This window comes from Amycolatopsis sp. NPDC058340, assembly GCF_042723975.1.
In the GTDB taxonomy this organism is placed as follows: domain Bacteria; phylum Actinomycetota; class Actinomycetes; order Mycobacteriales; family Pseudonocardiaceae; genus Amycolatopsis.
Genome location: NZ_JBHXIB010000011.1, coordinates 88,934 through 113,504 on the forward strand (window position 1 = coordinate 88,934; position 24,571 = coordinate 113,504).

The 24,571-nt window shown below is 67.5% G+C and carries 20 protein-coding genes and 4 tRNA genes; 12 read left to right on the forward strand and 12 right to left on the reverse strand.

The window, feature by feature from the left end; translation table 11 throughout:
• Window positions 1–44: 44 nt before the first annotated feature.
• The 5 genes from ACFWIW_RS15985 to ACFWIW_RS16005 form a co-directional block, all read right to left on the reverse strand.
• On the reverse strand, window positions 45–581 hold the full coding sequence (locus tag ACFWIW_RS15985; RefSeq protein ID WP_378369128.1) for an HIT family protein: 537 nt from the start codon (window positions 579–581) through the stop codon (window positions 45–47).
• Window positions 578–2,605, reverse strand: coding sequence for a threonine--tRNA ligase (gene thrS / locus ACFWIW_RS15990; RefSeq protein ID WP_378369129.1), 2,028 nt, complete (start codon window positions 2,603–2,605; stop codon window positions 578–580). Before thrS ends, ACFWIW_RS15985 begins: the two co-directional genes overlap by 4 nt.
• 189 nt (window positions 2,606–2,794) lie before the next feature.
• Window positions 2,795–3,409 (reverse strand): malonic semialdehyde reductase, encoded by a 615-nt coding sequence (locus tag ACFWIW_RS15995; RefSeq protein WP_378369130.1) that lies wholly within the window; start codon window positions 3,407–3,409, stop codon window positions 2,795–2,797.
• 108 nt (window positions 3,410–3,517) lie between these two features.
• Window positions 3,518–5,044 carry a sugar transferase gene (locus ACFWIW_RS16000; protein ID WP_378369131.1) on the reverse strand — a complete coding sequence of 509 codons (1,527 nt, stop codon included), beginning with the start codon at window positions 5,042–5,044 and terminating at the stop codon, window positions 3,518–3,520.
• An 870-nt stretch (window positions 5,045–5,914) separates the two neighbouring features.
• Window positions 5,915–5,986: transfer RNA gene (locus ACFWIW_RS16005), tRNA-Val, on the reverse strand.
• 400 nt (window positions 5,987–6,386) lie between these two features.
• Between ACFWIW_RS16005 and ACFWIW_RS16010 the strand changes: the two genes are divergently transcribed.
• From ACFWIW_RS16010 to ACFWIW_RS16025, 4 genes are all read left to right on the forward strand, one after another.
• A complete protein-coding gene (locus ACFWIW_RS16010; RefSeq protein WP_005159130.1) occupies window positions 6,387–6,812 on the forward strand; it encodes an SsgA family sporulation/cell division regulator in 426 nt (141 codons plus the stop codon).
• Window positions 6,813–6,948: 136 nt separating this feature from the next.
• Window positions 6,949–7,021 (forward strand) — tRNA-Gly (locus ACFWIW_RS16015).
• A gap of 25 nt (window positions 7,022–7,046) precedes the next feature.
• Window positions 7,047–7,117, forward strand: a tRNA-Cys gene (locus ACFWIW_RS16020).
• A gap of 1 nt (window position 7,118) precedes the next feature.
• A tRNA-Val gene (locus ACFWIW_RS16025) sits at window positions 7,119–7,193 on the forward strand.
• A 49-nt stretch (window positions 7,194–7,242) separates the two neighbouring features.
• Here ACFWIW_RS16025 and ACFWIW_RS16030 read toward each other — a convergent pair.
• From ACFWIW_RS16030 to ACFWIW_RS16045, 4 genes are all read right to left on the reverse strand, one after another.
• Window positions 7,243–8,463, reverse strand: a complete 1,221-nt coding sequence (locus ACFWIW_RS16030) for a tyrosine-type recombinase/integrase (protein WP_378369132.1) — start codon at window positions 8,461–8,463, stop codon at window positions 7,243–7,245.
• A 201-nt stretch (window positions 8,464–8,664) separates the two neighbouring features.
• Window positions 8,665–8,976: a helix-turn-helix domain-containing protein gene (locus ACFWIW_RS16035; protein ID WP_378369133.1), complete on the reverse strand. Its 312-nt coding sequence runs from the start codon at window positions 8,974–8,976 to the stop codon at window positions 8,665–8,667.
• A 234-nt stretch (window positions 8,977–9,210) separates the two neighbouring features.
• Window positions 9,211–9,666 (reverse strand): XF1762 family protein, encoded by a 456-nt coding sequence (locus ACFWIW_RS16040; protein ID WP_378369134.1) that lies wholly within the window; start codon window positions 9,664–9,666, stop codon window positions 9,211–9,213.
• 229 nt (window positions 9,667–9,895) lie between these two features.
• Window positions 9,896–10,516, reverse strand: coding sequence for a hypothetical protein (locus ACFWIW_RS16045; protein WP_378369135.1), 621 nt, complete (start codon window positions 10,514–10,516; stop codon window positions 9,896–9,898).
• Between the two features lie 6 nt (window positions 10,517–10,522).
• On the opposite strand from ACFWIW_RS16045, the gene ACFWIW_RS16050 reads away from it, so the two are divergent.
• From ACFWIW_RS16050 to ACFWIW_RS16065, 4 genes are all read left to right on the forward strand, one after another.
• Window positions 10,523–11,509, forward strand: coding sequence for a radical SAM protein (locus ACFWIW_RS16050; protein WP_378369136.1), 987 nt, complete (start codon window positions 10,523–10,525; stop codon window positions 11,507–11,509).
• Window positions 11,506–12,159: a dTMP kinase gene (gene tmk, locus ACFWIW_RS16055; RefSeq protein ID WP_378369137.1), complete on the forward strand. Its 654-nt coding sequence runs from the start codon at window positions 11,506–11,508 to the stop codon at window positions 12,157–12,159. The genes ACFWIW_RS16050 and tmk overlap by 4 nt, the downstream gene beginning before the upstream one ends.
• A complete protein-coding gene (locus tag ACFWIW_RS16060; RefSeq protein WP_378369138.1) occupies window positions 12,150–12,989 on the forward strand; it encodes an endonuclease/exonuclease/phosphatase family protein in 840 nt (279 codons plus the stop codon). The genes tmk and ACFWIW_RS16060 overlap by 10 nt, the downstream gene beginning before the upstream one ends.
• A 68-nt stretch (window positions 12,990–13,057) precedes the next feature.
• Window positions 13,058–13,546: an NUDIX hydrolase gene (locus ACFWIW_RS16065; RefSeq protein ID WP_378369139.1), complete on the forward strand. Its 489-nt coding sequence runs from the start codon at window positions 13,058–13,060 to the stop codon at window positions 13,544–13,546.
• Window positions 13,547–14,524: 978 nt separating this feature from the next.
• Here the strand turns inward: ACFWIW_RS16065 and ACFWIW_RS16070 are convergent.
• Both ACFWIW_RS16070 and ACFWIW_RS16075 read right to left on the reverse strand, forming a co-directional pair.
• Window positions 14,525–15,445: a universal stress protein gene (locus ACFWIW_RS16070; protein ID WP_378369140.1), complete on the reverse strand. Its 921-nt coding sequence runs from the start codon at window positions 15,443–15,445 to the stop codon at window positions 14,525–14,527.
• Between the two features lie 42 nt (window positions 15,446–15,487).
• Window positions 15,488–16,480 carry an Acg family FMN-binding oxidoreductase gene (locus ACFWIW_RS16075; RefSeq protein WP_378369141.1) on the reverse strand — a complete coding sequence of 331 codons (993 nt, stop codon included), beginning with the start codon at window positions 16,478–16,480 and terminating at the stop codon, window positions 15,488–15,490.
• Window positions 16,481–16,664: 184 nt separating this feature from the next.
• Between ACFWIW_RS16075 and ACFWIW_RS16080 the strand changes: the two genes are divergently transcribed.
• Complete coding sequence (locus tag ACFWIW_RS16080) at window positions 16,665–17,327, forward strand: response regulator (RefSeq protein WP_378369142.1); 663 nt, start codon at window positions 16,665–16,667, stop codon at window positions 17,325–17,327.
• 13 nt (window positions 17,328–17,340) lie between these two features.
• Here ACFWIW_RS16080 and ACFWIW_RS16085 read toward each other — a convergent pair whose 3' ends face one another.
• On the reverse strand, window positions 17,341–17,802 hold the full coding sequence (locus ACFWIW_RS16085; protein WP_378369143.1) for a DUF6292 family protein: 462 nt from the start codon (window positions 17,800–17,802) through the stop codon (window positions 17,341–17,343).
• A 258-nt stretch (window positions 17,803–18,060) separates the two neighbouring features.
• Here ACFWIW_RS16085 and ACFWIW_RS16090 point away from each other — a divergent pair, with 258 nt between their 5' ends.
• Genes ACFWIW_RS16090 through cydD form a run of 3 tightly spaced genes read left to right on the forward strand, consistent with a single transcriptional unit; the run spans window position 18,061 to window position 23,878 of the window.
• Window positions 18,061–19,464 (forward strand): cytochrome ubiquinol oxidase subunit I, encoded by a 1,404-nt coding sequence (locus ACFWIW_RS16090; RefSeq protein WP_378369144.1) that lies wholly within the window; start codon window positions 18,061–18,063, stop codon window positions 19,462–19,464.
• A 29-nt stretch (window positions 19,465–19,493) separates the two neighbouring features.
• The gene (gene cydB, locus ACFWIW_RS16095) at window positions 19,494–20,513 is read left to right on the forward strand and encodes a cytochrome d ubiquinol oxidase subunit II (RefSeq protein ID WP_378369145.1); all 1,020 of its coding nucleotides are present in this window, start codon (window positions 19,494–19,496) and stop codon (window positions 20,511–20,513) included.
• Window positions 20,510–23,878 (forward strand): thiol reductant ABC exporter subunit CydD, encoded by a 3,369-nt coding sequence (gene cydD, locus ACFWIW_RS16100; RefSeq protein WP_378369218.1) that lies wholly within the window; start codon window positions 20,510–20,512, stop codon window positions 23,876–23,878. The genes cydB and cydD overlap by 4 nt, the downstream gene beginning before the upstream one ends.
• Window positions 23,879–24,571 lie beyond the last annotated feature (693 nt).

The window sequence follows — 24,571 nt, forward strand, 5'->3', positions numbered from 1 at the left end:
CTGAGCCGAGGGAAGGGGGCCTTCACGCGCTTCACGGCCCGGAGCTACCAGGCGTCCGCCAGCAACTGCCGCGTCTCCCCCAGCAACTGCGGCAGCACCTTCGTGTGCCCGATCACCGGCATGAAGTTCGCGTCGCCGCCCCACCTCGGCACCACGTGCTGATGCAGATGCGCGGCGATGCCGGCGCCGGCGATCACACCCTGGTTCATCCCGATGTTGAACCCGTGCGCCGACGACACCTCCCGGATCACCCGCATCGCGTGCTGGGTGAACTCCGCCACCTCGACGGTCTCCTCCGGCGTCAGGTCCGTGTAGTCCGCGACATGGCGGTACGGCACGGCCATCAGGTGACCCGGGTTGTACGGGTACAGGTTCAGCACCGCGTACACCGTCTTCCCTCGCGCGAGGATCAGCGCGTCCTCGTCACTCTTCTCGGGGAGATGACAGAACGGGCACCCCTCGTCGGGTCCCTTCGACCCCTGCACGTAGGCGAGCCGATGCGGGGTCCACAGACGCTGCAACGCGTCCGGGACCCCCACACCGTCCTGTCCGACGGTTTCAGGGCCATCGAGGCCCGTCACCGGAGTACCGCCTCCAAGCCCGCCACGGTCGGCGAAGCGTTCTCACGGCGCTCGACCCAGCCGGCGATCGCCTCGACCGCGTCGGCCACCGGGACGCTGTTGATCTGGCCGCCGTCGCGGAACCGGAACGACACCGCGCCAGCCTCGACGTCCTTCGCGCCCGCCAGGAGCATGAAGGGCACCTTCTGCGTGGTGTGGGTGCGGATCTTCTTCTGCATCCGGTCGCCACTCGCGTCGACGTCGACCCGGATCCCCTTGGCCCGCAACGCTTTCTCGACCCCGCGCAGATGCTCGACCTGGTCCTCGGTGATCGGGATGCCGACCACCTGTACCGGCGACAGCCACGCCGGGAACGCGCCCGCGTAGTGCTCGGTCAGCACGCCGAAGAACCGCTCGATCGAGCCGAACAGCGCGCGGTGGATCATCACCGGACGCTGACGGCTGCCGTCGGCCGCGGTGTACTCCAGTTCGAACTTCTCGGGCAGCATGAAGTCCAGCTGGATGGTCGACATCTGCCAGGTGCGGCCCAGCGCGTCCTTCGCCTGCACCGAGATCTTGGGCCCGTAGAACGCGGCGCCACCCGGATCCGGCACCAGTTCCAGCCCGGAGTCCACGGCGGCGGTGCGCAGCACTTCGGTCGCCTCGTCCCAGACCTCGTCCGAACCGATGTACTTCTCGTCGTTCCGAGTGGACAGTTCGAGGTAGAAGTCGTCGAGACCGTAGTCGCGCAACAGGTTCAGCACGAAGTCCAAAAGGGACTTCAGCTCACCGGGGACCTGCTCCAGGGTGCAGAAGATATGCGCGTCGTCCTGCGTCATGCCGCGCACGCGGGTCAGGCCGTGGATCACGCCGGACTTCTCGTAGCGGTACACCGAACCGAACTCGAACATCCGCAGCGGCAGTTCGCGGTAGGAACGCCCGCGCGAACGGAAGATCAGGTCGTGGAACGGGCAGTTCATCGGCTTGAGGTAGTAGTCCTGGCCGGGTTTGCGGACCGAACCGTCCTCGTTGTGCTCGGCGTCGAGGTGCATCGCCGGGTACATGCCGTCGCGGTACCAGTCGAGGTGACCGGAGGTCTCGAACAGCGCGCCCTTGGTGATATGCGGCGAGTAGACGAAGTCGTACCCGGCCTCGACGTGCCGCTGGCGCGAGTAGTTCTCCATCTCCTGCCGGATGATCCCGCCCTTGGGGTGGAACACCGGCAGCCCCGAGCCGATCTCGTCGGGGAAGGAGAACAGGTCCAGCTCGACCCCGAGCTTGCGGTGGTCGCGCCGCTCGGCCTCGGCCAGGCGCTCCAGGTAGACGTCCTGCGCCTCGGCGGATTCCCACGCGGTGCCGTAGATCCGCTGCAGCTGCGGGTTCTTGTCGTCACCGCGCCAGTACGCGGCGGCGACGCGGGTGAGCTTGAACGCCGGGATGAACTTGGTGGTCGGCACATGCGGGCCGCGGCAGAGGTCGCTCCACACGCGCTCCTTGGTGCGCGGGTCGAGGTTGTCGTAGATGGTCAGCTCGCCGCCGCCCACCTCCATCACCTCGGAAGTGTCCACTGTGGAGTCTTCGGACTTGATGTCGACGAGTTCCAGCTTGAACGGCTCGTCGGCCAGTTCCTTCTTGGCCTCGTCGACCGAGTCGAAGACGCGGCGGGAGAACTGCTGCGCGCCCTTCACGATCTGCTTCATGCGCTTCTCGAGCGCCTGCAGGTCTTCCGGGGTGAACGGGGTGTCGACGGCGAAGTCGTAGTAGAAGCCGTCCTTGACCGGCGGGCCGATGCCGAGCTTGGCCTGCGGGAACTGCTGCTGCACCGCCTGGGCGAGCACGTGGGCGGCCGAGTGGCGGATGACGCTGCGGCCGTCCTCGGTGTTCGCCGCGACGGCTTCGACCTCGGCCTCGGCCTCCGGGGCCCAGGACAGGTCACGGAGGTTCCCCTCGGCGTCGCGCACGACGACGATCGTGTCCGGCCCCTTGGTCGGCAGCCCGGCTTCGCGGACCGCGGTGCCCGCCGTAGTGCCCGCCGGTACCACCACGCGCGGGGCGGTTGCGGCTGCTACTGACGACGGCTGGGACACGATGGACTCCTAGGCAAAGTTGCGTTCTTCCGACAAGTTTGTTGCGATGTTAGTCGTCTCGCCCGGCGCGGCTCACGCGCATTACCCCTAACGCCACGAAGGCCTCCTTCCCATCGGAAGAAGGCCTTCGCGTATCGGGGAACGAGGTCAGACGGTCTCGACGACCTCGTCGAAGTCCAGCCGCGGCAGGCGGTCGAACCAGGGGTTCTCGCCCGGCTTGCCGACGTTGATCACGACGAGGGACTTCCACGGCTTGTCCGCGAAGAACTCCTTGTCGATGCCCTCGGCGTCGAAACCGGTCATCGGGCCGGCGGCCAGCCCGGCGGCGCGGACGCCGATGATGAAGTAACCGACCTGCAGCAGCGCGTTGAGCTTGGCGGTCTCGACGCGGCCCGCCTCGTCGGCGAACAGGTCCTTGGCGCCCGGGAAGTGCGGGAAGGTACGCGGCAGGTTCTCGTGGAACTCGGTGTCGGCGGCCAGCACGACGGTCACCGGCGCGGCCTCGGTCTTGGCGCGGTTGCCCTCGGACATCAGCGGGGACAGTCGCTTCTTGCCCTCTTCGGTGCGGATCACCAGCGCGCGCAGCGGCTGGTTGTTCATCGACGTCGGGGCCCATTTGACCAGCTCGTAGATCGCGCGGATCTGCTCGTCGGTCACCGTCTCGTCGCTGAAGTTGTTCGCGGTGCGGGCTTCGCGGAACAACAGGTCCTGAACGTCCCGCGGGAGGTTCAGGGCTTCGGTCAGCTCAACGCTGGTGGTCATGGGTGGATCTTCCTTCCGTACGCGTCCTGTACCCGTCCCAACCTAGTTGAGCGCTGAACTATTTCTCGCTCAACTATCTCTGCGTGTGGGTCCGGTCACAGGAACGCGTCAGTAGGCACCTCGTCCCTGCACCACGGCGCGGAAGGTCTTCCAGAGGATCACCAGATCGAGGGCGAGCGACCAGTCCTCGACGTAGCGCAGGTCGAGGCGGATGCTCTCGGCCCAGCTGAGGTCGCTGCGGCCACTGACCTGCCAGAGCCCGGTGAGCCCCGGCTTGACCAGGAGACGGCGCCGTGCGTCGGGAGCGTACTTCGCGGTCTCTTCGGGCAGCGGCGGGCGGGGGCCGACGAGCGACATCCGCCCGCTCACGACGTTGAGCAGCTGCGGCAGTTCGTCGAGGGAGTAGCGGCGAAGCAGCCCGCCGACCCGGGTCACCCGCGGGTCCTTGCGCATCTTGAACAACGGGCCGGCGCCTTCGTTGTCCGACTGGAGATCCTGCTTGAGCTTGTCGGCGTTCGTCACCATCGTGCGGAACTTCAGCATCGTGAAGGTGTGCCCGTCGCGCCCGACGCGACGCTGCCGGTAGATCACCGGGCCGTGGTCGTCGAGTTTGATCGCGACCGCGATCGCCAGCAGCAGCGGGGAAACGAGCGTGAGGAGCAGGGCGGAGCCGAACCGGTCGAGAGCCTCCTTGACCAGACGGCGGCCGCCGGTGAACATCGGCGCGGTCACCCGCAGCAGCGGCATGCCGAGCACGCCGGAGACGTTCAGCCGGGGTCCGGCGACCTCCATGAGCATCGGCGCGACCACCATCTCGGCCGAGGTCCCTTCGAGATCCCAGGCCAGCCGCTGAAGGCGCTTCGGGTTCCAGTGCTGATCGGCGGTCACGGCGACCACCCGGTAGCCGCCGCGGCGCACGTGGCCAGCGAGGTCGTCGAGCTTCCCGACGATCGGAACGCCTTCCACCTCACCGCTCCCCCGCTCCGCGCCCGCACCGGAATACGTGCAGACGGCTTCCACCCGCCAGCCGACATGGGGATCGGCCTTGGTGCGGGCGATCAGATCGGCGACCGTGTCCGGACTTCCGGCCGCGAGCACCGGCAGCAGGCATTCACCGAGCCGCCTGCGCCGGTGCAGCACCTGTCTCAGCGCATATCGCTGCAGGAACATGAAGACCGAGATCATCGGGACGACGATGAAGACCCACGGTTGCACGGCGAGCGCGCCGAAGAGCAGGCCGCCCAACGCGACGAGGACGGCCGTGGTCACCAGGCCACGCCCCAGCGTCCGGTATTCCTCCGCACCCTCGCCCAGTACACGCGGGCTCCAGGCACGGCAGGCCGACAACCCGAACAGGAAGGCCGCGGCGGTACCGAGCGCGTGCATGTCGTGCGGATCGGATCGATCGATCAAGAAGGCGCTCATCACGATGAGCACGAACGCGGTGAAAACGTCACTACCGATGACCCAGGCGCGGTAGCGCGATTCCCACGCCGCGTACGGGGGCCGCGCCGACGTGGTGTCGACCGCGGCGGCATCGCCCGCACCCCTTTGCGGAGGAAGCGGAATCGACTGGAGGTCGATGTGCTGCGGCGTCCCGTTGACGGTGGACGACGGCCGCACCGACTCTTCCATCAGACCTCCCGGAGTGGGGATTCCCGAACGCCGGATCAACACGCTGAGTAAATGAGAGCGATCTCGAAGAGTGATCGATTCTCAAGGTCCCTCAGCGGCCGATGGGGCGACACACGCCAAGGTATCGGCCACTCTCCGGCCATCGTTACAAGGATTTCCAGCCACACCCTGGGCGGGCATCCGGCAAATGAATGCCGTGTTGATAACAAGATGATGACGATGCGTAATAGGCCGTATCCTCCGAACAACTACTCAAAGTAGTCACGAATTCCCATGACTCCCGGCCACTTGGAGCACCACTTCCCCGATCGGCCGAACAGCCCGGAAAACTCCACAATGGACGGTGCGCGAAAGTCGATCTCCGGCCGGTCCACTGTGGATTCCACGCCTCGGGAGGACCGCGGCCCGCCGGGCGCGCCCACCTACCTTGTCAATCGGTCACCGGGGTGGCGTTTCGTCACATCACGTCAACGTCACGACGGCCTCGCGGCCGGAGCCGGACGGGTGAGCCGCCCGCCCATGCCCCACATCACTTTCTTCGTGGTCTGGACCTTTGCGGGGACGTTTCGTGCCGAGGATCACAAAGAAGTCTCGTTGATCGGATCATGTGACATTTTCGCGTCGCGACATGAAGGCTCCGGCGAATGTCCACACCGGCCGGAAGGGCGGGCTTCGGAGATCTTCGAAGCGGCGGCACCCGCGCCACGGATGGATCCGCCCGCGTCGGCCGGGCCGCCCCCGACGGCAGAAGTACCGCCCCCACACAACCCGCGTCCGACCTGGGGATCGAATGCCGCCGGACGGCTCACCGCCGACAGTGGCCGAGAATGAATCAAGGCCCCGGACCAACGGTCCAGGGCCTTCATCCGGTGGGCGATACTGGGATCGAACCAGTGACCTCTTCGGTGTGAACGAAGCGCTCTCCCGCTGAGCTAATCGCCCGCTCGCGGTGTCCGGGAGACTCTACCCCACGACTTTAGGGGGCCTGCAAACGGGTGGTTCCCTCCGACCACACTCCGCTCACCAGCCAATACGGAGCGAACAACCACGAGCTAGCCGGGGCTGTCACGGCCGGGGGCCGCCCGCGACGCGTTTCGACATTCGTGCGACGGTGCTATCGCGTGACGACTAAACCGCGCAGTATGTACGTGTGGACTGCCTGCAGGGCGCATGTAGGGCTGCGCGTCGCGCGGGTGATGATGGGGTGACGGAGCACGGACCCGGGGTCCGATGACCCCGTCCGGGTGATCTGCGGCAAAACCGCGTTCCGATCAGCCGGCCGACACGTCACATCATCGCCACTCGGTTCGACCGGGCCGGGAAGGAGACGAAGGGTAGGACGATGCGCAACGATCACGTGACGCTCCGCTCGACGGCGGTGTTCGACCTCCTGGCACCGCGGACCCCCGCGGTCCCGGTCAAGGTGGAACTGCGATACGACACTCGCGACCCGTACGCGGTCGTGGCCGCCTTCCGCACCGGCCGCGCCGGCTGGGTCGAGTGGGTCTACGCGCGCGACCTCCTCGCCGACGGCCTCCTGGCCGACGCGGGTGACGGCGACGTACGCATCCGCCCCTCCGTCGAAGACCCCGAGTCCGTCCTCATCGAACTGAACTCGCCGTCCGGGCACGCCATGTTCGAGGCGTCCGCTCAGGAGCTGGCCGACTTCCTCGACCGGACCTACGACGTCGTGCTGCCGGGCAACGAGCACCTGTGGGTCGACGTCGACGACGCCCTGACACACCTCATTCCCAACGATCTTGCCTGATGACGGCCTTGCGAACAGCAAGTGGCACCCCGGTTGCAGAGCCGTTTTCGGGATCGGATAGTGTTCACACACACCACGGCGACGGGGTGAGAGACAGAACCGCGAGGTCCTGAACTCCCATCCAGACCGAGGATGTGCGGATGTAGCGCAGCTGGTAGCGCATCACCTTGCCAAGGTGAGGGTCGCGGGTTCGAATCCCGTCATCCGCTCGGAAGGCCCTCTCGGGCCTGACACGGTGGAGTGGCCGAGAGGCGAGGCAACGGCCTGCAAAGCCGTGTACACGGGTTCGAATCCCGTCTCCACCTCGCGCGATTAGCTCAGCGGGAGAGCGCTTCCCTGACACGGAAGAGGTCACTGGTTCAATCCCAGTATCGCGCACCATCTGTTTTCGCAGGTCAGAAGCCCTGCTCCTCCTCGGAGGGGCGGGGCTTCAGTCGTAAAAAGGCGATGAAAAGGCGATGGCCTTCGGGGCCGTCTCCAACTGCCCATCACGGAACGTGGCGTGCAGGTGCGGGAACCACTCCCCTAGCTTCGTCCGCTCACTCGGGGTGAGCGCGACCAGCGACCCGATCCACCGGGTCTCGAGCGTTTGGAGAATCTGGCGGCGCATCAGCGGGGTCACATGGTCGTAGACCCTCGCGATGCCTTTCATCTTTTGACCCAATCGTGCTCTGCGGGCGACCTCGGGGATACCGTCCTCGGCGAGCCAGGTGCTGTGACTGTGCCGGCCCTCGTGGAAGGTGAACGTCGGCAGGATCGGCTGCACCACTTCCGCCGACCGCGTGTGTTCAGCGTCACTGCCGTCCCAGACCGGGCGCCAGTAGCGGTTGCGGAAGTTCGACCGCCGCAACGGCGCGCCCTCAGCGCTGCAGAGCACGAACGGGAAGCTGTGGCTGTCGATCAGCTCCTCGTAGAAGACCGCGATGCTCGGCGGCAACTCCACGCTCCGAGTACCCGCCGGAGTCTTGGTCCGGCCCTTCTTCGTTCGGCCGCCCTGTCGTCTCGGCGTCACCGGGCGATTCGGCCGCGGCCCGAGATCAGCCAACCGCGAGGTGTCGATCCGGCGGCCGCCTTTGAACAGACGTCCACCGATCTCCTTCAACGGCTCACGGATCTGGATCGCGCGTGCTTCGTTGTCATACTCGTGCCGCTGCTGACCCACCAGCTCGCCCCAGCGGGACCCGGTGTAGAAGTCAAGCAGCCCGAGCACGAACCCGGCGAGCCCGAGCCCGCTCTCGTACAGCCGCATCGACGCTCGCAGTGCCTGCACCGGTGTCGCGACGAGGTTCTCGACCTCGAACTCACCCGAGGTCACTCGGATGCCGGCGCACGGGTTCGCCGGTATCTTCCTGGCCTTGACCGCGGCGCCGAGGATCGTGGAGAACAACGAGAAGATCGACGCCACCGACGAGTCGGCGTAGTCCTCGTGCAACTCCGAGAGCCACTTCTCGATCTCGACGTAGCTGTTGAAGATCCCCGCCAGCGGCCAGGACGACCACTGCGGCAGCAGATGGTTGTCCAGAAAGGACCGGTACTTCGCCAGCGTCGTCGGCTCTAGCCGCGGACCGACCGCGTCCATGAACTCCTCGGCGAACACACTGAACAACATCTCCGCTTCCCGAGGGTCCAGCCACAGGTTGCGTCGGATCAACGCCTCCTGCTCAACGCCCCACGCCTCGGCAGCCTTCTCTGAGTTGAACCCGGCGCGGCTCCCCCACGTCCCGTCAGGACGTTTGAACCGAGCACGCCACCCTGGCGTTCTACCGCCAGTCGGTTGCGCATAGGCCATATCGAACACACTCTCTTCCTACGGAGAACTCCCGGAACGCCCCGGGACTGGACCGGCCGACGCTCACGCCGCACGCATGCCACCGCGATACGGACGCACCGAACTCTTCGTCAACTGCACGATCTCGGCGACGTCCTCCCGGCTGAACCGGTAGTGCTTGCCGAACCGGCGATGCGGGAACGCCCCGGCCGCGGCCCGGTCCTTCAACGACCTCGGCGACAAGCCGAGCAACGCACCAACCTCCTCGGCCGTAAGCAGGGCATCGGGATCACGCGGCGCGTGCGCCGCCAACGCGCGGATCGCGTTGGCGAGGTCCCGGATCGACGCCGCTAACGCAGCACCGTCATCGACAGGCTCCGGGGCGGAAGCGCTCATCCGCAGAGACTCGTCCGTCACAACAGTTCACCTCCTCCAGTGATGCGGACAGCACGTATCGCCCTGCACGGCTGCGTCACCGGACAGTTCCGGCGCCCGCAGACGTGAGGGCTCGTGACAACGGATCAGCTGATCAGGCGCGGTAGCGTCGGCCGATCGCCAGCTGTACCAGCTGAAACAGCTGGCGCACAAGGCAAACCTGAGCCGAGCTGGAGACCTACCCGATCGCGTGAACTACCGCACCGCCCGGATCTCCCACCGCGTTCGCCGGACCCCGTCGACACCACGGGACTCGCGCGGTCGGGACACTGTGGACCAACCCGCCCGCGGCCGCAGGTCCGCGACCGGACGAAACCCCGCCGCACGCAGACTCGCGCCGCTCTCCCCGTCCTGTGTGTAGGTGATCAGGCGCTGGAACCCGAGGGTCCGAGCGACACGCCACGAAACTCCGTACAGCTTGGAGTTGGCGTTGCGAGTCCCGGTCGTGCAGGTGCGTGTCACCTCAACGCTTACCCCGTCATCGAGATGACGGGCGACCGGGCGCCCGACGATCGCCACGCCGACGAGTTCGGTCTCGTGCGCGACGCCCACCGCGAACTTCATCCCGCGTGGTGGTCGATGGTGCCGGTGATGTGCGGCGATGAACTCGCACGCCTGCCGGAAGGTGACGGGAACAATGGTCAAGCTCAACGTCGTCACCTCCCTCCCGGCGGGCCGGCATTCGACGGATCACAGGCGGCCCACAGTGGAGAGTCGGCCGGGTCTGAGTCCGGACTCGAATTGTTCGGATCGGCCGACGGTGTAGTCGGTGGACAGTCTCTGCGTCCGAGTCCGGACTCGGACCGCAATGCCACGACCGCCACTCGGCGGGCAAGCGGTGGCTTCGCCTCGAGTCGGCCAGCGCTAGCCGCTCGCTCGTTCACGCCGCCGCCTTGCCGACGCCGACGAGCGCACTGCTGTCGGCATCCCGATCCGGCGTGACCCGACGGGAGCGCGGCGACAACGTGGACGGCGGCGAGACCGGCTTGGCCAGGACCGAATCAACGCCGTGCGGATCGGCCCTGAACACGAGAACCGTCTCGTGCGCCGACAGAGCGATCGGATGCTCAAGTGCGCGCTCCGCTCGGACGGCAGTGCGCCGTGGCGCGAGAGTCGTATGTGTATAGGTACGGCCACGTTTGACAGTGGCGGTAAGAGCAAGACAGCGCGCGACCGGCGCCAACCCGACCCCACTGGCGATCCCGACGATCAAGCTCGGAACGTCGAGCAAGTCATGCCGAACGGGGTGCCGCTGCGGCGCACAGGTGACGACCACGTAGCCGCCGGGACGCACCAGCGACCGGTACTGCGAAAGAAGACTCCGTAGCCGATCCACCGCCTCATCGACGTCGCCGTTCGCACCGGCCGGGTGCAACGTGGTCAGGAGGAGCTCGACGCGTCCGGTCAGTCCTGCCGTTGCTACTTCCGCACCACGGTCGAGCAGCCGTTCCGGAAGGCGCTCGTACAGATCAACGAGGATTGCAATCTTCGCTGCGCACACTGTTTCGTGTCGGCGACGCGCGTCGGCACGCAGATGCCACTGGGCGAGGTGATCGAGAAGGTGATTCCGCGCCTAGCTGAAGCCCGGGTCAAACGGGTCACCCTGACCGGTGGGGAGCCGACGATCCACCCTGACTTCCTGGCGATCGTGCGTGCGTTCCGCACGGCCGGGATGGATGTCGGGATATGCACCAACGCCACCACTCTGGACGCGGTCCAGATCGCGACGCTCGCCGAGCTGGCCGTGCATTGCAACGTTTCCCTCGACGGGTTCGCCGCCGATTCCCACGGTAAGTTCCGGGGCGATCGCGGCAGCTTCGCTACCACCGTGGACACTGTCGAAAGGCTCGGCAAGGCCGGGATCCTGCAGGGACTCTTGTGCACGCCGAACACGTTGGCAGAGAACGATGAATATGCGAGGCTGTGCGCGTTCGCGCGCGCGAACGGTGCGCGCTACGTACTGTTGAACCCGTTGGGCAGTATGGGCCGCGGGGTCAAGTCTCGGGCAAAGCTGGCGAAGACGAGTTTGCACATGCGGGAGATCTTCGAGCTGACCGCGCCCTTCGATGGTCCGGAGCTGGACGTCGCGCACATCCGCTTCCCGAACGTCGAGCGCCGCCCGCTGGCCGGTTGTGAGGCCGGCACGATCATCTACGTGTTCACCCCCGGCGAAGTCACCGTGTGCCCGTACCTGGTGTTCGCCGCCCGGACCCCTCAATCCCGACACACCGATACAGAGTTCATCGTCGCCAACATCTTCACCGACCCTGACATCGCCACCCGCCTGGACGACTACCGCTTCCGCGACCGCTATCAGGTCGGCGCCAATCCCACCTGTACAGCGTGCGCAGTGAACTCCTCCTGCGGCAAAGGGTGCCCCGCTGCGGTCGTTGCCGGCGGTGGCCGGATCGGCGACGTGGACAACGAGCAATGTCCAGTCGTCGACGGAGCACACGGCGAGGGACGGCGGCTGCTTCCGCTGATGCCGGCATGACCTGCCGGTTCGCTGATCCTCAACGCCTGCCCGGCACGCTGATCACCCTCGATGGCCCCGGCGGCGTGGGCAAATCCACGACCGCGGACTTGGTCGGCGAGACGCTGGCCGCGGCCGGGTTGCCCGTTCACGCAACGGCACAACCCTCACGTGCGCCGCTGGGCGAACTGGCCCGGCACGGCACCGACGCCTACCGGGACATGACCTTGGCGTGCCTCTGCGCCGCCGACCGGCATCACCAGCTCGACGCCGAGATCCTGCCGGCGCTCGATGACGGGCAGGTCGTGGTGTGCGATCGCTACGTCGCCTCGTCTCTCGTCCTACAAGGCCTCGACGGTCTGCCTGCCGAGGTGGTGTGGCAGCTCAACCACGGCGTCTACCAACCCGACCTGTCGATCATCCTCACCGGTGATCCACAGGTCATCGACTCTCGCCTCCGGGCCCGTGGCGGACACAGCCGCTTCGAACGCGCCGCGGACAACAGCGCCCACGAGACCGACCTGTACATCCACGCCGTCGCCAGCCTGCAGGACAGAGGCTGGCCGGTGACCACGGTGGACGCCACCAACGGGTCACCCGGGACAATCGCCTCTACTGTCGTGTCCCTCATCCAGCAGGTTCTGAGCGAGAAGAGCCCGGCATGCCTCTGAGTCTGATCACCGTCAACGTCGGTGCCCCGTCTCTCGACCGCGCGCGGCGCCAGCTCCGCTGGCTCGCCGAGCGCTCCGAAGACGTGCTGGTCCTGACCGAAACCAAAGCCACCGCAGGCAGCCAGTTCCTCGCCGAAGCATTCACCGCAGCCGGGTACGCCGTGACCTTTCCCGAGCACGCCCCTGGCGAACTCGGCGTCATGATCATCAGCAAGCTCGCCGTCACACCCGACCCGCTCAGCACCGCCATGGACTACTTGCCGGCCCGTGCCGCCGGGGTCGTCGTTGACACCACTGACGGACCGCTCCGCGTCGCCGGCGCCTACGTGCCGTCCCGCGACTCCAGTGCGGACAAGACCGAACGCAAGATGACCTGGTTACAACGCTTCCAAGACGCCCTCGACCACACGGCGAACGACACTCCGCTGCTGCTGCTCGGCGACCTCAACGTCCTCGAGCCCACCCACACACCAGCCCACCGCGGCCAGTTCGCCCCCTTCGAGTACGCCTTCTACACCGGCCTGACCGACCGGCACCACCTCGTCGACCTCTTCCGGCACCTGCACCCCGACCAGGTCGAACACAGCTGGGCCCGCCGACCGGAACTGGGCTACCGCTACGACCACGCCCACGGCTCCTTCACGCTGGCCGAACGGCTCACGGTCTGCGACTACGTCCACGAAACCCGGAAGATCGGCCGGGGCGGCACCCGGCTGACCGACCACTCCGGACTCGCCGTGCAACTGACGCTGGACCCGACCAGCACGCTGCTAACGTCGGACCCCGCCGCGGCGTCCACATCAGCTGAGCCGGAGCCCACGCTGTTCTGATACAGGCTCCGCTCTCGTCGGCCGCCGGGACCCATTGCCGCCCGCCGACCACGAGGGACCACCACAGGATGACCAGCACCACCACGCCCCGAATCGGCGCCCGCGTCCTCCTGCTCGACCCTGCCGACCGCGTGCTGCTCATCCACGCCCTCGACCCCACCGACCCCGGCCACCACTGGTGGGAACTACCCGGCGGCGGACTCGACGACGGCGAAACCCTCCACGACGCGGCCCGCCGCGAGGTCGCCGAAGAGACCGGCCTCACCCTCACCGCGATCGGTCGCAAATTGTGGACCCGCGAATCCCGCTTCCGTTACAAGAACCGCGACCACCACCGCATCGACCACGTCTTCCTCGCCCGTACCACGACCACCACACCCGAGGTCGCGCTTAAACCCACCGAGAACGAGAAAGCCGGGTTGATCGAGCGACGCTGGTGGACAGTGGACGACCTTGAGGACTGCAACGACAAACTCCTCCCCGCCGAGATGCCCGACCTGCTGAAGGCCGTGCTCACCGGACAGTTCAACGACACGCCCCTCGTGATCGCTGGCTGACCAGACGCTTCACCACCAAGCTCGCGGTCAGCAAGATCGGGAGACCCGCGAGATCAGCCGCGACCACCGAGTTGATTCGTCCAGTGTGACCGGTCAGCTCGGCCAGGAGCGAATGCGACTCCAGGTCCCATACCTGCAGATCGGCGCCGGCCGCGGTAGCGACGACCGCCCGCCACGTCTCGCCCTAGCCACGATCCTCGACTCGTCGAAGACCACTCTCGGAGGCTGGTGCCGGGACCACTTGACCCTTTCCCGACGCTGCGCCAGATTCCAGATCCTGGCCGTCCCTTCCACCATGCCCGCGGTGACCCTTCACATCGTCGTCATCCGCGATGGGTCGCAAGATGTTGTGCGATCGCTTGACGGTACGGACGTACTGCGGAAGCAAAGATGACTCGCCGGCTCCTTGAGTAGCTGAACCGATCAGCTCGGTGTGGCCTCTTGCCAGGTGCAGAGAGGTCGCTGAGACCCCACATTCTGATTCTGTGTTGGGATTGACCAGCTTTCTGTCGCGCACTTGCCGCTTCGGGCACGCCGATGATCATCGGTATGGCGACCTCGACAACGGAGCGGTATGAGGTGTGCGTCTCGGCAAGCCGCCGCCGGCGACGGGATATCCCCACCGGCCAGCCGTACAAGTACACCGAGCCGCAGGTCGAGCGGCGGGAGCCTGGTGGGAGCCGGCTTCGCCATCCTGTTCACTTGCGTGTGGAGCGGGTTCATCGTCGGCACCAGGACCGTAGCGCCGGGCACGCTCGGCTTCTGGCGCTTCCTCGTCGCCACCGCCGTGCCGGGCGCCAACGGTTCCTTCAGCGGGCAACCGCATGATCACTCCTCGACACCTACCGGCCGTTCTCTTCGGCGACTCGGCTCCTGTTCCAGCTTCGCCTCGCGGGCGCGCGAATCGCGGAGACAGGACAGAAAGGCACTATTGGAGCGCCGTCCGTCTCACGGGCGGCACTCTCCCTCCTTTGTGGACTATCGATCCAAAGCGGGGGCGCCTCCTTCCGGAGAACGGGCGACGATCACCGGGCAGGGCGCGTAGGACAGCACGTGCTGGCTGGTGGAACCGAGCAGCATTCCGGCCACTCCGCCCCGGCCCCGGCTGCCGACGACGAGCAGCTGCGCGCGGTCTGCGTGGCGGAGCAGTTCCTCGGCGGGACGGCCGCGGACGATCGCCCGCTCCACGGTGACGTCGGGGTATTTCTCCTGCCAGCCGGCGAGTCGTTCGGCCACTACCTCGCTCTCCCGTTCCTCGATGTCGCGTGTGTCGAGCGTCCATCGTGCTTCCTCGAACAGGGCGGAAAGGAAGGCATTGTCCCAGGTGTGGACGGCGATGAGCGGTGCCCGCCGCCACGATGCCTCCTCGAAGGCCAGCGCCAGCGCGGCTTCGCTGGTCCGGGTGCCGTCGATGCCGACGACGACCGCGCCCTCCGTGGGCGGGTCTTCCTCGCTGGCATGGGGGCGCACCACCGCGACCGGGCACTTCGCATGTGCCGCGAGCCCGATCGACACCGAGCCGACCAGCATCCGCCCGAGCGGACGGATCTCTTCCGGGCCCAGCACCAGCAGACCGGCGTCCTCCGACATCGCCAGCAACGCCTGCGCCGGCTTCTCGTAACGCAGAATCAGCTCGGCGTCCACGGAGGGTTCGGCCTCCCTGACGGACTCCCGGGCCTTCCGGAGCAGACGCAGTCCCCGCATCCGCGCCATGTCCGCGAGCTCGTCATGCGTCGGCAACGGCTTCGGATACTCCAATGAGTCCTTGTCGAACGCATGGACAAGCCGTAGCCCGACACGGCGACGCCGGGCCTCCGCGGCGGCCCAGCGCACGGCCGTCAACGAGGACGCCATTCCGTCGACCCCCGCAATTACGGCATTGTCAGGGAATCCGCTCATGAGTCTTCTCCTTGATGTACAGCTGGTTGAGGCGGCGCCCGTTCAGAAGCCGGTGCCGAGAAGTTCGTCGATCGAGCGTCGCGGGGAGTGCGGGACGTCGCCCGAGGGGAAGCCGAAGCGCATGAGTGCTTGCAGGAAGCCGGAAAGCTCCAAATCCTCGGACAGGCCGGCTCGTACTTCGGGCAGATGCAGTGGCTGTGTCAGAACCGACCCGACGAGTCCTTCGTGGACCGCGTCGAGCCAGGTCAGCTGCAACGCGCGTCCGGCACGAAGATGATCGTGCCGGGTATCACCTGGCGTGACGAACGCCAGCAGCGTCTCCTCGGTGAGCCTCCGCTTGAGGACCTCACGATCAGGCAGAGCCGTCGACTCACGGACCAAACCCGCCCACGGCAGTGACCCAGCCGGACGAGCGCTCGATGCCAGGCCTGTCCCGTGCAGGTGCCCTTCGTCGCGAAGCGTCCACAGGGACAGCTCCCGCTGATAGGCCCGGTCATGCTGATGGGTCTCGGCGGCGAATACGAGCAGGTCCGCGACCCTGCCGAGCTCGATCTCGTCGAGGACCGGCCTGGCTTCGATGCCGTTCAAGGACGCGGCGTCGCGGAGGCCCACGATCTGGTGCCTGGTCAGCGACCTTCCCGAGAAACGACGGCGATAGCTGTGCCGTCGTTTGATCGCGGAATACCGGTTCAGCTCCGAGACCGAGGGCGCCAGCGGACCGTCCGGTTCGACGGCGGCCACCACCTCGGGCCTGCCCGGGTCGGGGAACTCCGCGGTGTGAGCCCGGTGGCCGAGCACACGGATGGCGAGTTCGAGATTGGCCAGCGCGGCACCACACGACAGGAGGCGATCACGACCTTGCGGATCGTGCTCGGGAAGCTCCAGTTCCCGCCGCTCGACAAGGACGAGCAAACCGTCCTCGAAGTTCAGCCGCCAGGGCTGAATGTTGTGCACCGACGGCGCCCGCAGCACCGCCTCCGCCAATACCTCCAGCTCCGCGGGCGACCAGCGCTCCGTCGGCCTTCGTCCGGGCATTTCAGTCCTCTCGTACCCCTATCGCGTACCTCTACGATGCGTCGCCGCGCCGGGCAGGCAGCAGATTCGGAGGACTCGGATCACCAGGACCAAGTACCCCACGACGGTGTGACGGCTGCGCCGGACGGAACGGACGAGTACGGTCGAATTCACGACCGAGTGCGACGCAGGGAGGTCACGAGGCATGACGACCAAGGTGTTCCTGGTCGACGACCACGAGATCGTCCGGCGGGGACTCGCCGATCTCCTCGGCAACGAACCGGACATCACGGTCGCCGGTGAAGCGGCCTCAGTGTCCGAAGCCCTCGCTCGAATCCCGAGGAGCGACACGGACATCGCCGTACTCGACGTCCGGCTTCCCGACGGCAACGGCATCGAACTATGCCGGGAACTGCTCTCGACCCAGCCGGACCTGCGCTGCCTGATGCTCACCTCCTATGCCGACGACGAAGCGCTGTTCACCGCGATCATGGCCGGAGCATCCGGCTTCGTCCTCAAACAAGTACTCGGCAACGACCTCATCTCCGCCATCCGCACCATCGCCTCCGGCGGCTCACTGCTCGACAGCCGCACCACCGCCGCACTGATGAACCGCATCCGCCGCGAACGAAATCGGAACGACCCCACCACCGGCATGTCCGGCCAAGAACGCGCGGTCTTCGAACTGATCGGCGAAGGCCTCACCAACCGCGAAATCGGCGAACGCCTGTTCCTCGCCGAAAAAACCGTGAAGAACTACGTCTCCCGCATCCTCGCCAAACTCGGCCTCCAACGCCGCACCCAAGCCGCGGTCCTGGCCACCGAACTCAAAAAGGACTCCGGTTCGACACTGTTCGGCGACCGATAAGCCCCGTGGGCGATCACCCTGCCAGGCGCAGCGGTGGCACTCCGGCGGACCACAGGTCGCGCCGATATCGCAGGAGCCGCGCCTTCAAGTCGCTGAGGTCGGTCCGCCGATCCGGTGGAACGGGCGCCGCGAGCGACCCGCCGGCGGACTCGATCGCGGCCACGAACCGGGCGACGTCGGCGGGTGGCGGCACGAGATCACCGCCGAGGTAGGCGAGTACCAGCAGGTCTTCACCCGAGTGGGTCTCCATGGCGAAAGCCCAGCCATGGCGCTCGTCCCACAGCAGGGCCGTGTCCCGGTCGGGACGGCCAGGCAGCCGCGCGTCCAGCGCGACATACGCCGACGCGGGGTGATCGAGGTCCACGGCGCAGGACTCCGTCCCCACCCCGACCGTGGCACTGACCTCGGTCAGGTAACCGGCCAGCCCGCACCGCAGGTCGTGGTCGGCTTCGATTCCGGTAAGCAGCGAAATCACCTTCCGTCGGATCGGGACGTCGACCGGTCGCTTCGATCCGGCCTTTCGGCCCAGACCGTACGAGTTCCCGGCGGTCATGGGATGGCGTCACACGGCCCCCGGCCAAAGGACTTTCGTCCCCATCCCGAAATCCCGGGCGCCGAAGCGGTTCCTCGGGACCCGTGGCCGTAGCGAACGGGACCAAGGACCCTCTCCCCCGCCGCCCCGCGGACCGGATGCTGCCTTGGTCAACATCGTCCGCGCGAGCAGGAGAACCGGATGAACGCCCTGGACCTCGCCCGATGGCAGTTCGGGATCACCACCGTGTACCACTTCATCTTCGTCCCGTTGACCATCGGACTGTCCTTCCTGGTCGCCGGGATGCAGACGGTCTGGGTCCGCACCGGGGACGACCGCTACCGCCGGATGACGAAGTTCTGGGGAAAGCTCTTCCTCATCAACTTCGCCATGGGCGTGGCGACCGGCATCGTGCAGGAATTCCAGTTCGGCATGAACTGGTCGGACTACAGCACGTTCGTGGGGGACATCTTCGGCGCGCCGCTGGCCATCGAGGGGCTGCTGGCGTTCTTCATGGAGTCGACGTTCCTCGGCCTCTGGATCTTCGGCTGGGACAAACTGCCCAAGAAGCTCCACCTGGCCACGATCTGGATCGCCTCGATCGGCACCGTGCTCTCGGCGTACTTCATCCTGGCCGCGAACTCCTGGATGCAGCACCCGGTCGGCTATGAGGTCAACCCCGTCACCGGCCGCGCGGAACTGAAGGACTTCGGCGCCGTGCTCACCAATTCCACCGCCGTCGGCGCGTTCGCGCACACCATCACCGCGTGCTTCCTCACCGCGGGTATGTTCGTCGTCGGGATCAGCGCCTGGCAGCTCAAGCGACGGCGCGACACCGACGTCTACCGGCCGTCGATGAGGATCGCGCTGATCACGGTGCTGATCGCCGGTTTCGGTGTCGTCCTCACCGGTGACCTGCAGGCCCGGCTGATGACCGAGCAGCAGCCGATGAAGATGGCCGCCGCGGAAGCGCTCTACGACACGGTGGCGCCCGCGTCGTTCTCGTTGTTCACCATCGGTTCTCTCGACGGCTCCGAAGAGAAGTTCAGCATCCGTGTGCCCGGCCTGCTCTCCTTCATGGCCACGGGGAGCTTCGACGGCCGTGTCGAAGGGATCAACGATCTTCAGGCTGCCGGGCAACAGCAGTACGGACCCGGTGAGTACCGGCCGGACATCCCGGTCAGCTATTGGACATTCCGCCTGATGATCGGCTTCGGCTTCCTCTGCATGCTCCTCTCGGTCGTCGGCCTCTGGCTCTTCCGCCGCGGCCGGACACCGCGAGCCCGCTGGTTCTTCCCCGCCGCGACGGCCGCGATCGCCCTGCCCTTCCTGGCCAACAGCGTCGGCTGGATCTTCACCGAAATGGGCAGGCAGCCGTGGTCGGTGTTCGGGGTGCTCAAAACCGCCGACTCGGTGTCCCCGACGGTGTCCGCCGGCAGCGTGCTGACCTCGCTGATCGTCTTCACCGTGCTTTACGGCCTGCTCGCGATCGTCGACGGCTATCTGATGGTGCGCTACGCCAAGGCGGGACCGCCCCCGCCCACCGCGCCGGACGTCGATGCCACCGATCCCGACGAGCCGCGCCCCGCGGCCTTCGCCTACTGAAGCCGCCGCCCCGAAACTGGAGACCTGTCATGGCCCTCACCGACATCTGGTTCCTGCTCATCGCTCTCCTCTGGACCGGCTACTTCGTGCTCGAAGGCTTCGATTTCGGCGTCGGCACCCTGCTGCGCGTCCTCGGCCGCGACGACACCGAACGCCGCGTGCTGATCAACACGATCGGCCCGGTCTGGGACGGCAACGAAGTCTGGCTGCTCGTCGCGGGCGGCGCCACCTTCGCCGCCTTCCCGCTCTGGTACGCGAGTTTGTTCTCCGGCTTCTACCTGGCGCTCTTGCTGGTGCTCGTCGCACTGATCCTGCGCGTGGTGGCGTTCGAGTTCCGCGGCAAGATCGACAGCACGCGCTGGCGGAACACCTGGGACTGGATCATCGTCGTCGCTTCGACGGCTCCGGCCCTGCTGTGGGGTGTCGCCTTCGGCAACATCGTGCACGGTGTCCCGCTCGACGCGCAGCACCACTTCACCGGTACGTTCTTCACTCTTCTCAATCCGTACGCGCTGCTCGGCGGATTGGCCACGCTGAGCCTGTTCACCTTCCACGGCGCGGTCTTCCTCACGCTCAAGACGACGGACGCGCTTCGGGACCGGGCCCGTAATCTCGCCAGGTCACTCGGTGCCGCGGCGATCGTGTTCGGCGGCGGATTCCTCGGCTTCACCGCGCTGGAGCACGGTGGCTGGTCGTGGCTCTCGTCCGCCGTCGCGGCCGTCCTGCTGGTCGCGAGCGTCCTGTTCGCCACCGCCGAACGGGACGGGGCCGCGTTCGCGGGCACCACGGGCGCGATCATCGCCGTCACCTTCACGCTGTTCTGGTCGCTCTATCCGAACGTGCTGCCGTCGACCACGGACGCGGCGTTCAGCCTGACCACGACCAATGCCGCGTCCACGCCGTACACGCTCGAGATCATGACCTGGGTCGCCGCCGTGTTCACCCCGATCGTGCTCGCCTACCAGGCGTGGACGTACTGGGTGTTCCGCAAGCGGATCAGCCGGTCCTCGATCCCGGCGGGTGGCGGCCTTCCCGTGGCACGCCGATGAAGCCGCTCGACCCGCGGCTGCTTCGCCACGCGAGCGCGGTCCGGCCGTTCGTCGTCGCTTGCGCCGTCCTGGGTGTGCTCACCGCGATGCTGGTGATCGCCCAGGCGGAGCTGCTGGCGAAGACGATCACGTCGGCTTTCCTCGACGGCTTGTCGCCTCGTGACCTGCTGATCCCGCTCGGGTTGCTGCTGCTGGTCGTGCTCGTCAGAGCCGGGATCGCCTGGCTCGCCGAGACGGCGGCACACCGTGCCGCCGCCCGGGCGCTCTCCCAGTTGAGGGAGACCGTGATCGCGGCCGCGCTGCGGATCGGTCCCCGGCGGGCGGAGCGGTCACCCGCGGAGATCGCCGCGCTGGCCACTCACGGCGTCGACCGGCTGGAGGGGTACTTCTCGCGATATCTGCCGCAGTTGCTGGTCGCGGCGGTGGTACCGCTGGTGATCGGCGTGCGGATACTGGCGGCAGACTGGGTGGCCGCGGTGATCGTCGGCGTCACCGTACCGCTGATCCCGGTGTTCATGATCCTCATCGGTCTCTACACCCAGCGCGACGTCCGCAAGCAGTGGAAGGCGCTTTCGGTGCTGGGCAACCACTTCCTCGACCTCGTCGCCGGGCTGGCCGAGCTGACCGCGTTCGGCCGCGCCCGTGCGCAGATCCGCTCGCTGCGGGAGATCACCGAGCGCTACCGCACCCGGACGCTGCGGACCCTGCGCGTCGCGTTTCTTTCCGCGCTCGCGCTCGAATTGCTGGCGACGCTGTCGGTCGCGGTCGTCGCCGTGTCGATCGGCCTCCGCCTGCTCGGCGGTGAACTGGACCTGCGGACGGCGCTGGTCGTCCTCATCCTCGCGCCCGAGGTGTACCTGCCGCTCCGGGCGGTCGGCGCCAGATTCCACGACAGCGCCGAGGGCCTCGCCGCGGCGGAAGAGATCCTCGCGCTCGCCGACACCCCCTCCGGAGACACCGGTACTTGTCCGGCACCCGACCTCTCGAAGCTGTCTGTCGGCTGCGAAAACGTCACGGTCGAGGGCCGATCCGGGCCGATCCTCGACGGTTTCACCCTGCGTGTGCGGCCCGGCGAGGTCGTCGGGATCACCGGACCCAGCGGAGCGGGCAAGTCGACACTGCTCGACCTGCTGCTCGGCTGGCGCCGGCCCGACCTCGGCCGGGTCGTGGCAGGCGGCGTCGACCTGGCCGACATCGGGCGGGCGACCTGGCATCGACGTCTCGCCTGGGTACCGCAGCGGCCCCACCTAGTGGCCGGAACCGTGGCGGAGAACATCAGGCTGGGCTCCCCCGGCGCGACCGATGACGTCGTACGCGCGGCAGCTCACTCCGCCGCCCTCGATGTCCCGCTGGACACCGTCGTCGGCGAACTCGGCGCCGGACTGTCCACCGGGCAGCGCAGGCGCGTCGCGCTGGCCAGGGCCCTTCTGCTCGACCGGCCACTGATCCTCCTCGACGAGCCCACCGAAGGAGTCGACGCGGAGACCGAGGCCGCGATCCTCGACCGGCTGCCCCGAGTGCTCGCGGGACGGACCGCGGTGATCGTCAGCCACCACCCTGCGGTATTGGCCCGCTGCGACCGGGTCGTCACCTTGGGCACCCCGCCTCGGACCGCGCGGACCGAGCCACCGCGGGTGGAGAAGCCCACGACGGCTCGCCCAGCCCCCGTCGTACCGGACGCCGGATCCACCACAGTGGACGGTCCGGTCCCGAGATGGAAACCACTGCTGGACGCCGTACGACCGCATCGGTGGCGGCTCGCCTTGGCCTGCCTGGCCGCGACGGCAGCGCTGGGCAGCGGGATCGCGCTCACCGCGACGTCGTCTTGGCTCATCGCGAGCGCCGCGCTGCACCCTCCGGTGCTCAGCCTGATGGTGGCGATCGTCGCGGTGCGGACGTTCGGCCTCGCCAAGGGCATCCTCCGCTACCTCGAACGGCTGCTCTCGCACGATGTCGCCCTGCGCGTCCTCACCGAACTGCGGGTACGGGTGTGGGCGCAGCTGGTCCGGATCGGCCCGGCGGAAGGCGCCCGGCTGCGCCGCGGCGATCTCCTGCACCGGCTGGTATCCGATGTGGACAGTCAGCAGGACGTCCTGGTCCGGGGCGTGGTGCCCGGGGTCTCGACGTTCGCGGTCCTCGCCGGCACCGCCATCATGCTCGGCGTCATGCTGCCGGCGGCCGGGATCGCGGCCGGGATCGGTCTGTTCATCGCGGGAGTGCTCGCCCCGCTCGCGGCGGCCCGGACGGCCCGCCGGGCGCAACGGGACGCCGCCCGGCTGCGCGCGGAGCTGACCACCGGCACCGTCGAGCTCTTGCAGGGCTCGGCGGACCTCATCGTGCACGACGCCGCCGTCCGGCGGCATCTGCGGTTACGCGAACTCGATGCCCGGCTGACGGAACTCTCCCGTCGTTCCGCGCTTCTGCGTGGCCTTGGCACCGGAATCTCCACGGCCGCGGTCGGGCTCACCTCGTTGGCCTGTCTCGTTCTCGGTGCCCTGGCGGTACGGACCGGCACGATCCCCGGCCCCGCACTGGCCGTGCTCGCGTTGACTCCGCTCGCGACCGCAGAGCTCGTCTCGGGTCTGCCGGAGGCGGCACAACGGCTGCTCGGCGCCGGACACTCCGCACGACGGCTCAGCGAACTGGATTCGGCCCCGGCGGCACCGGCGGAACCCGCTCCCGCCGCGACGGCCCCCGCCGCCGCGGAACTCGCGGCCGAGCAGCTGTCGATCCGCTGGCCACAGGCGTGGCAGGACACCGTCCATGACCTCGACCTCCGGGTCGCCGGTGGAAACCGCCTCGCCCTCACCGGCCGGTCCGGATCGGGCAAGAGCACGGTGATCGCGGCACTGATGCGCTATCTCGCCCCGTCCGGAGGCCGAATCCTGCTCGATGGAGTGGACACGCGGACTTACGACGCCGACTCCGTGCGGGCTCAGATCGCCTGGTGCGGACCGGACACCCATCTGTTCGACAGCACACTCCGGGAGAACCTGCGGCTCGCCGGACCAGGTGCGAACGACGACGACCTGGTGGCCGCGCTCGGGTCGGCGCAGCTCGGCCGTTGGCTCGCCTCCCTCCCCGAGGGTCTCGACACGGCGCTGGGCACGCACGGGACACCGGTCTCCGGCGGAGAGCGGCAGCGCATCGGCGTGGCCCGCGCCCTGCTTTCCGGGCGGCCGATCCTGCTTCTCGACGAGCCGACCGCCCACCTCGACACCCCGACCGCCACAGCCCTGGCCTGCGACATCCTGACAGCGACCGAGGGAAGGCCGGTGCTGGTGGCCACCCACCGGCCCTCGGAATTCCCCGGCCTTCCCAGGCTGAACCTGGCGCCGCGACAGGTGGAACCCATTAGTCCATAAAGGACACAGGACGACTCGGCTAGGTGGACAGGGCGGCCCTGAGCGCGCATCACCGGCGAGGAGGTCGACGAGGGCGCAGGCGATCCGGCCTGGCGCGTTCTCGGTGGGGATGTGTCGCGCTTCCGGAATCCGCACGAGCGTGGTTCGCGGTATCTCCCGTGCGAATTTTCCGCGTACTCCACCTTTTCGAAGCGGTCGTCCTCGCCCCAGATCAACAGCTTGGGTGTCTTGGTCCGTCGCAGCGGGCAAAGGAGTTCGAGGGTGTAGCGGCTGTCGGCCGCGCCCGCCATGGCCAGCCACGAGCGGCGTACCCGCGGCTCGGTCCGGCGCCCCGATGCGCCCAATGTGGCATGGGGGACCCTCGCCGTCCCAATGCCACATTGGGCGCACTCAACTCGCCAACACGGCGCGCAAGCAAGACGCGAAGGGGCCCATCACCGCATCAGACGCAGCGAAAGCCCCCTTCAGCCCAGCTGACGAGCACGACACCTTTACCTCACCATTCCCCTGTGGAGCCCGTGACCGCGTGATGGTCACGGGCTCCACAGGGTCCTGGTCAGCTCACTGGACGGTAAGGCTGTATTCGGTTCTATTCCCCTCTGCCACATATCGCGAACGAACTGAACCTCGTCATCGGCTGGCTGGCCGCCGCACGCGGCGACTGGCTGACCGCCGAACACGGATTCCACGCCG